1 protein-coding gene is annotated in these 8,038 nt (G+C 72.2%); it reads right to left on the bottom strand.

Annotation, left to right across the window (positions count from 1 at the left end; genetic code table 11):
* A partial coding sequence (locus JMV16_RS15925) for a beta strand repeat-containing protein (RefSeq protein WP_201495290.1) occupies positions 1 to 8,038 on the bottom strand: 8,038 nt, incomplete at both ends.

Here is an 8,038-nt window from a genome sequence, read left to right as displayed (position 1 = left end):
TGACGGCCGCGCCGTTGGCCAGGCGCTCGGCCGCGGCCAGGGCCAGGGTGCCGGCATCGACGCTGACGCTGCCCGAGGCCAGCGTGCCGGTGGCCGAAAGCGCCAGCGTGCCGGCCTCGACGCGGGTATTGCCGGTGTAGGTGTTGGCGCCGTTGAGCGTGAAGCTGGAACTGCCCTGCTTGGCGATGCCACCCGTGCCGGCAATGACGCCGTCAAAGCTGCTGTCACCCAGCGCGCCGGTGCGCAGCAGGAAGCTGTCCAACTCGATGGTGCCGGCGCCGGCCAGGCTGCCGAGGGTCTGGTCACCGGCCAGGGCCAGGCTGGCGCCGGAGGCCACGTTGACAGCGGGGGTGGCCGTGAGCCGGCCGGCCGCGGCCAGCGTGAGCGCGCCGCCATTGACGCTGACGTTGCCGGCGGCCGAGGTGCCGGCCAGCCTGCTGGCGCCGATGGAAGTGAGCGTGCCGCCGCCGAGGTTGGCCGTGGCGCCGGTGCTGCCCCCGTTGAGGGCGTAGGTGCCGGCGCTGAGCGTGCCGCTGCCAGCCAGGGTGCCGGCCAGGGCCAGGCTGGTGACGGTCTCGTCGCCGGCCAGGGTCATCGTGGCGCCGCTGGCGACGCTGAGCGCAGCCGTGTTGGCCAGGCGCTCGGCGGCGGCCAGGGCCAGGGTGCCGGCGTCGACGTTGATCACGCTCGAGGCCAGCGTGCCGGTGCCAGACAGTGCCAGCGTGCCGGCCGCTACCGTGGTGCTGCCGGTGTAGCTGTTGGTGCCGCTGAGCGTGAAGGTGTTGCCATCACCCTGCTTGACGAGGTTGCCGCTGCCGCTGATTACGCCCGAGAACTCGCTGCTGGCGAGGCTGCCGCTGGCCAGCGTGGCGCCGGCGAGGGCCACCGTGCCGGCGCCGGCCAGGCTGCCGAAGGTCTGGTTGCCGCTCGTCGCCAGCGTGGCGCCGGAGGCGACGCTGACGGCCGTGGCTGCGCTCAGGCGGTCGGCCGAAGGCAGGGTCAGCGTGCCACTGCTGATGCCCACCGTGGCGGCCGCCGCGGTGCCGGCCAGCGTGCTGCTTCCGGTGGACGTGAGCGCGCCGCTGCCCAGGTTGGCGTCGGCTCTGCCACTGTTCAGGGCATAGGTGGCGGCCGTCAGCGTGCCGCTGCCGCCCAGGGTGCCGGCCAGCGTGAGGCTGGCGATGCTGTCATTGCCGGTGAGGGCCAGCGCGGCGCCGCTTGCCACCGTCACCGCGGCAGCGTTGGCCAGCCGATCCACCGATGCCAGTGTCAGCGTGCCATCGTCGACGTTGACGGTGGCCGCGGCGGAACTGCCGGCCAGTCGGCTTGTCTGCGTGGACGTGAGCGTGCCGGTGCCGAGGTTGGCGTTGGCCGTGCCGCCCGCGAGGGCGTAAGTGGCGGCCGACAGCATGCCGGTGCCCGACAGCGTGCCGGACAGCGTGAGGGCGGCGACGGTGTCGTCGTTGACCATCGTCATCGCCGCGCCCGAGGCGACGCTGAGCGTGCTGGTGTCGGCCAGCACATTGCTGCCGGTGGCGGCCAGCGTGCCGCCCTGCACGGTGGTGAGGCCGGTGTAGGTGTTGGAGCCGGCCAGCGTGAAGGTGGTGAGCGCGCCCTGCTTGACGAGGTTGCCTGTGCCGCCCAGCACGCCGCCGAAGTTGCTGTCGCCAGCCGCGCCGGTGCCGAGCGTGAAGCTGGCCAGATCCACCGCGCCCGTGCCCGCCAGGCTGCCTATCGTCTGGTTGGCGCCGAGGCTGAGGTTGGCGCCGGTGGCCACCGTCACCACCGAGGCCGGTGCCAGGCGGTTGGCCGCGGCCAGGCTGAGGGTGCCACCGTTGACGTTGACAACGGTGGCCGCGGCGCTGCCCGTCAGCGTGCTGCTGCCCAGGCTGTTCAGCGCGCCGGTGCCGAGGTTGGCGATGACGCTGGCGCCGTCCAGGTCATAGCGGGTGGCGCTGAGCGTGTGGCCGCTGCCGGCCAGGATGCCGGCCAGGGCCAGGGTGCCGGCGCTCTGGTCGCCGCCCAGCGTGAGGGTGGCGGGCGCGGCCACCGTCACCGCCGGCAGCGCGGTCAGCCGGGACGCCGAGGCCAGGCTCAGGTTGCCACTGTCGACGTTGACGTTGCCGGCATCGCTGGTGCCGGCCAGGCTGCTGCTGCCGCTGCTGGTGAGCGTGCCGGTGCCGAGGTTGGCGTCGGCCAGCGTGCTGCCGCCAGCCAGCGTGTAGGTGGGGGCGCTGAGCTTGCCGGTGCCCGACAGCGTGCCCGACAGCGCCAGGCTGCCGACGGTCTCGGTGCCGCCCAGTGCAAGGAAGGCGCCGCCATTGACGCTGATGGCCGCCGCGTTGAGCAGGCGGTCGGCCGCGCCCAGGGCCAGGGTGCCGCCGGCCACGTCGATGGCGGTCGAGGCCAGGCTGCCGCCGAGCGTGAGCGTGCCGTCCTCGACCCGTGTCGAGCCGGTGTAGGTGTTGACGCCAGCCATGGTGAAGGTGGCCGCACCCAGCTTGGTGATGCCGCCCGCGCCCGAGGCGACGCCCGCATAGCTGCTGCTGGCGCCCGTGCCGGTGCTGAGGCGGAAGGTATTCAGCTCGACATTGCCGGCGCCGGCCAGCGAACCCATGGTCTGGTCGGCGTTGAGTTGCAGGGTGCCGGCCACCGTCACGGCGACACTGGGGGCCGTCAGGCGGTTGGCGGCGGCCAGGATGAGGCGGCTGCCGCTGCCGACGTCGACACTGGTCACGGCAGCGCTGCCGGTGAGCGTGCTGGTGCCGGAGCCGGTGGCGGTGGTGCTGAGGTCGCCAGCGCCCAGGTTGGCATTGACGCTGCCGCTGTTCAGCGCGTAGGTGCTGGCGGTCAGGGTGTGGCCGCTGCCGTTCAGGGTGCCCGCCAGCACCAGGCTGCTGACCGCGTCGCTGCCGCCGAGTTGCAGCGTGGCGAGGCTGTCCACCGTCACCGCGCTGTTGTTGGGCAGCACATTGGCGGCGCTGGTGACCAGGGTGCCGGCCTGCACCGTGGTCGTGCCGGTGTAGAGATTGGCGCCGCCCAGCGTGAAGGTGGTGAGTGCGCCCTGCTTGACGAGATTGCCGGTGCCCGAAATCACGCCGCTGTAGCTGCTGCTGCCAGCGTTGCCGGTGCTGAGCGTGAAGCTGTTGAGGTTGACGTTGCCAGCGCCGGTGGCGCCGCCGGCCAGCGAGCCGAGCGTCTCGTTGCCACCGAGCACCAGGTTGCCGCCCAACTCGATGGTGGTGACCGGTGCCGCGGCGAGTCGACCTGTGCCGGTGTCCAGCGTCAGCGTGCCGCTGAGGATATTCACCACGGAGGCCTGGCTCGTGCCCGCCAGCAGCACATCGCCGGCGATGGTGAGGTCGCCGGTACCCATGTTTCCCTGCGTGCCGCCGGTCAGCACATAGCTCAAGGCGGTCAGTTCCGCACCTTCGCGCGTGCCCGAGGAGGCGAATCTGCGCACGGTGTCGGTGCCACCGAGCCTGAGGACGGTGTTGGTGGCCAGGGTCAGTGCGGTGGCGTCGGGCAGCACGTCTTGCCCGCTCGTGGCCAGAATGCCGCCTTGCACCAGCGTCGGCCCACTGTAGGAGTTGGCGCCGCCCAGCGTGAAGATGCTGCTGACAGCCCCCAGCTTGGTGAGCCCGCCCAAGCCGGAAATCACGCCGTTGAAGGTGCTGTCGCCGACCTCGCCGGTGCTGAGAATGGAACCTGCAAGGGGCATCACGACGGCCCCGCTGCCGGCCAGCCAGCCCAGGGTTTCGCTGCCACCCCTCGGGGCGGCGGTGCCCAGCACCAGCGTGGCGCCGGCGCCGACCGTGGTGGTCGGCTTTCCGGTGAAGCGACTCGCCGCGTCGGTGGTGAGCCGGCTGCCGGCGCCGCTGACGTTGACGATGCCCACGTCGGCCGTGCCGCCCAGCGTGCCCACGCCGGAGGCGTTGAGGGTGCCGGCGCCCAGATTGGCGCCATCCAGGGTGCTGCCGCCGTTGAAGGTGTAGATGGGCGCGATCAGCGTGCCGCTACCACCCAACGTCCCCAACAAATTCAGCGCGGCGACTGTCTCGGTGCCGGCCAGGGCCAGCGTGGCGCCGCTGGAAACGGTGACGGCGCTGTCGTTGTTGAGGCGCTCGCCGCCGGCCAGCACCAGGCTGCCGGCCAGAACCTGGGTGGCGCCGCTGTAGGTGCTGGCGCCGCCCAGCGTGAAGGCGCCGCTGCCGGCCTTGCTCAGGCCCCCTGCGGCACCTGAGATGACGCCGTCGAAGCGCGTGCTGTCGTTATTGCCGCCGGTGGTGAGCACGCGGTTCGGCAGCGAGACCGAGGCGGCGCTGCCGCCGGCCAACGAACCCACAACCTCATCGTCGATGAGCAGAGCCAGCGTCGTTGCCCCGACCAGCGTCACCGCCGAGCTGTCGGGGATGGCATTGCCGCCCTGCACGCGCAGCATGCCGGCGCCGACCGTGGTGGCGCCGTTGTAGCTGTTGTTGCCCGCGAGCGTGACGGTGCCGGCGCCCACGGTGATGCCGCCGGTGCCGCCAATCGCATTGTTCAGGTTCAGGCCACCGCCAGTGCTCTCGAAGCTGGCGTCCGATGTCAGGGTCAGGGTTCCGCCGAAGTTGGCGACACCGCTGGCGTTGGCTATCACGCCCCCACCCAGGGTGGCGGCGTTGAGCAGGCTGGCGCCGCTGTTGATCTCCAGGCGGTTGGCGCCGATGGCGACGGCTCCCGTGCCGAGCTTGCCGCCGCCGCTGACCACCAGCGTGCCATCGGCAATGGTGGTGCCGCCGGTGTAGCTGTTGGTGCCGGTGAGCGTGAAACGGCCCGCGCCAGCCTTGACCAGGCTGCCGCCTGCAGCGCCGGCAATCACGCCTGCGAAGGCGGTGGTGCTGCCATCGCCGCCGGTGGTGAGCGTCAAGGCGCCCAGATCGACGCCACTGCCGGCGCCGCCCGTCAGCGAGCCCAGGGTCTCGCTGCTCAGCAGCACCAGCGCGGCGTTGCCATTCAGGGTCAAGGCCGAGGCGTCGGGAATGGCCGCGCCGCCCTGCACCTGCAAGGTGCCGGTGGTGGCGACCGCGGTGGTGCCGCTGTAGCCGTTGCTGCCGGCCAGCGTCACCGTGCCGGCCTGGACGCTGAGGTTGCCGCTGCCTGTGATGGCGCCGGAGACGGTGAGGCCGGTGCCACCCTGGCTGCTGAGGCTGGAACTGGAGGCCAGCGTGAGCGGGCCCGAAAGCGTGCCGGCGCCCGCCGAATTGCCCACCGTGCCGCCGCCCATCGCCACCGCATTGGCGAGCGAGGCGCCGTTGTTGATGTCCAGCCGGTTGCTGCCGACGGCAATGCCACCGATGCCGAGGCTGGCCGTGCCGCCGCTGGCGATCAGGGTTCCGCCGCTGACCGTGGTGCCGTCCACATAGCTGTTGCTGCCGGAGAGCGTGAGGCTGCCGCTGCCGGTCTTGACGAGGCGGCTGCCGGCCTGGGCGCCGGTGATGACGCCGGCGTAGGTGGTGCTGGTGTTGTTGTCGCCGGTGGTGAGCGTCGCGCCGCCGAGCGCGACAACGGCGCTGGCGCTGCCGGCACCGGCCAGCGAGCCCAGGGTCTCGTTGCCGCCCAGCGTCAGCGTGGCGCCGTTGCCCAGATTGACGGCAGGGGCCGTGGGGCCGTTCAGGCGGCCGGCCGAGCCCAGGGTGAGGGCGGCGCCGGGGTTGATGTCGATGCTGGCGACGGCTGCGTTGCCGTCGAGCAGGGCGGCGCCCGTGCCGCTGACGGTGAGCGCGCCGGCGCCGAGGCTGCTGCTGGCGTTGACACGGCTGCCGCCGCTGAGGGCATAGCCCGTCGTTGCCGCGAGCCTGGCAGTGCCGGCCAGCGTGCCCGCCAGTGTCAGGCTGGCGACGGTCTCGTCGGCGGCCAGCGTCAGCGTGCCCGCGGCGTCGACGGCAAGGGCGCTGGTGTCGTCGATGTGGCCGCCGGCGCCCAGGGCCAGGGTGCCGGCGGCCACCTGGGTCTGGCCGGTGTAGGTGTTGCTGGCGCCGAGTGTGAAGACGCCGTTGCCGGTCTTGGTGAGGGCACCGCCGGTGCCCGAGATGACGCCGTCGAAGCTGGTGGTGGCGCCGCTGCCACCGGCGGTCAGCCTGTGGGCGCCCAGGTCCACGGCGCTAGCGGCAGCACCCGTGAGCGAGGCGATGGTCTCGTTGCCGCCCAGGCGCAGCGTGGCGCCGGCATCCACCGTCACCGCACTGGCGTTGTCGATGCGCTCGGCGGCGCTGGTGGCCAGGGTGCCGGCCTGTACGCGCGTTGCGCCGGTGTAGGTGTTGGCCGCGCCCAGGGTCACGGTGCCGGCGCCGATCTTGTCGATGCCGAAGCCGGCGCCGCTGATCACGCCACTGAGCAAGAGGCCGGCGCCGGTGCTGGACAGCCTCGAGTCGGCCGTGAGCGTCAGCGTGCCGGCCAGGGTGCCGGTGCCGGCGCTGTTGGCGACGGTGGCGCCGTCGCTGATGACGGGGTTGCTGACGATGGCGCCGCCGGTGATGTCCAGCGTCGAATTGGCGGCCAGTTGCAGGGTGCCACTGCCGTTGCCGATGCGGCCGGCGCCATCGACACGCAGCGTGAGGCCGCTGGCGACCGAGGTGCCACCGCTGAAGGTGTTGTTGCCGCTCAGCGTCACCTTGCCGGCAGTGATGGACACCGTGCCGAAGGGGCCCACCCCCTGGTCGACGATGGCGCGGGCGATGGTCAGGCCCCGGTCGGGGCTGCTGCCGCTGCTGGAAAGCAGGAGCGTGGCCGAATCCGGCAATTCCAGTGAAGCAAACGGCGGCGGCGGAAGGCCTGCGCCCAGGGTGCCGGTGCCGCTGCTGTTGGTGATGCGGGCGCCGCTGGCGATCGTGAGCGGGTTGTCGACGGTGGCGCCATCGGCGATGTCCAGCGTGTTGCCATTCAGGCTGATGGTGCCGCTGCCGGCCTTGGCCGTGGCGCCGGCCAGGCCCAGCGTGCCGCCGGTGACGGCGATGGTGCCGGAATAGGCGGCGTTGTTGGCGGTGAGCACGGTGGTGCCGCTGCCGGCCTGTTCGAGCCTGCCGTTGCCCGACAGCACGCCGGCCAGCGTCACCAGGTCACTGCGGTTGATGCGCAACTGGCCGGGGTTGGTGATGCTGACCGTGCCGCTGCCCAAGGTGCCGGTGGTGCCGCCGTTGCCAATCTGCAGCACGCCATCGGTGATGACGGTGTTGCTGTAGGTGTTGCCGCCGGTGAGGGTGGTCGTGCCGCTGCCGATCTGGCGCAAGCTGCCGGCACCGGAGATGGCCTGGGCCAGGTCCAGGCTGCCGCTGCGGTTGATGTTCAGCGTGGCGCCGGTGTTGAGCGTCACGCTGCCCGCGCCCAGGGTGCCGGTGGTGGCGCCCGCGCCCACCGTCAGGCTGGTGTTGACCGCGACATTCGTGGCACCACCGTAGCTGTTGCTGCCGGAGAGGGTGACCAGGCCGGAGGCGATGTTGACGGTGGCGTCGTTGCCGGCACCGTCGGTGATGTCGCGGGCGATGGTGAGGCCGGTGCCGGCGCCGGTGCTGGAAAGGGTGAGTGCGCTGCCGTCGGGCAAGGCGAGGGTGCCGGGTGCGGCCAGCGTGCCGCCGAGGCTGGAATTGGTGATGGTGGCGGCGGGGCCGGCGACGGTGACGGCGTTGGCGACGCTGCTGCCGCCGGCGATGTCCAGCGTGGTGTTGTTGGCCAGCGCGATGGTGCCGCCGGCCACGCCGCCGTTCAGGCGCAGCGTGCCGGCGTTGACGTTGGTGTTGCCGCCGTAGGCGTTGCCGGCGTTGCTGAGCACCAGCGTTCCGGTGCCGTTCTTGTCCAGGTTGAAGGCGCCACCGACTACGGTGCCGGCCAGCGTGAGCTGGGCGCCGCTGGCCACGTCCACCGTGGCCGCGCCCTGCAGCGTGAGCGTGCCGCCCAGGCTGGAGGTGCCGGTGGAGGTGGCCAGCGTGGCGCCGGCGGCCAGGTTCACCGGCTCGGTGGCGATGGCCACATTGCTCAGGTTCAGCGTGCCGGCGTTGACGGT

The sequence above is a fragment of the Rubrivivax sp. A210 genome, assembly GCF_904426505.1.
GTDB lineage: Bacteria > Pseudomonadota > Gammaproteobacteria > Burkholderiales > Burkholderiaceae_C > Rubrivivax.
Note: the sequence above shows the minus strand (reverse complement) of the source record. Positions and strands in the feature narration are given on the sequence as shown.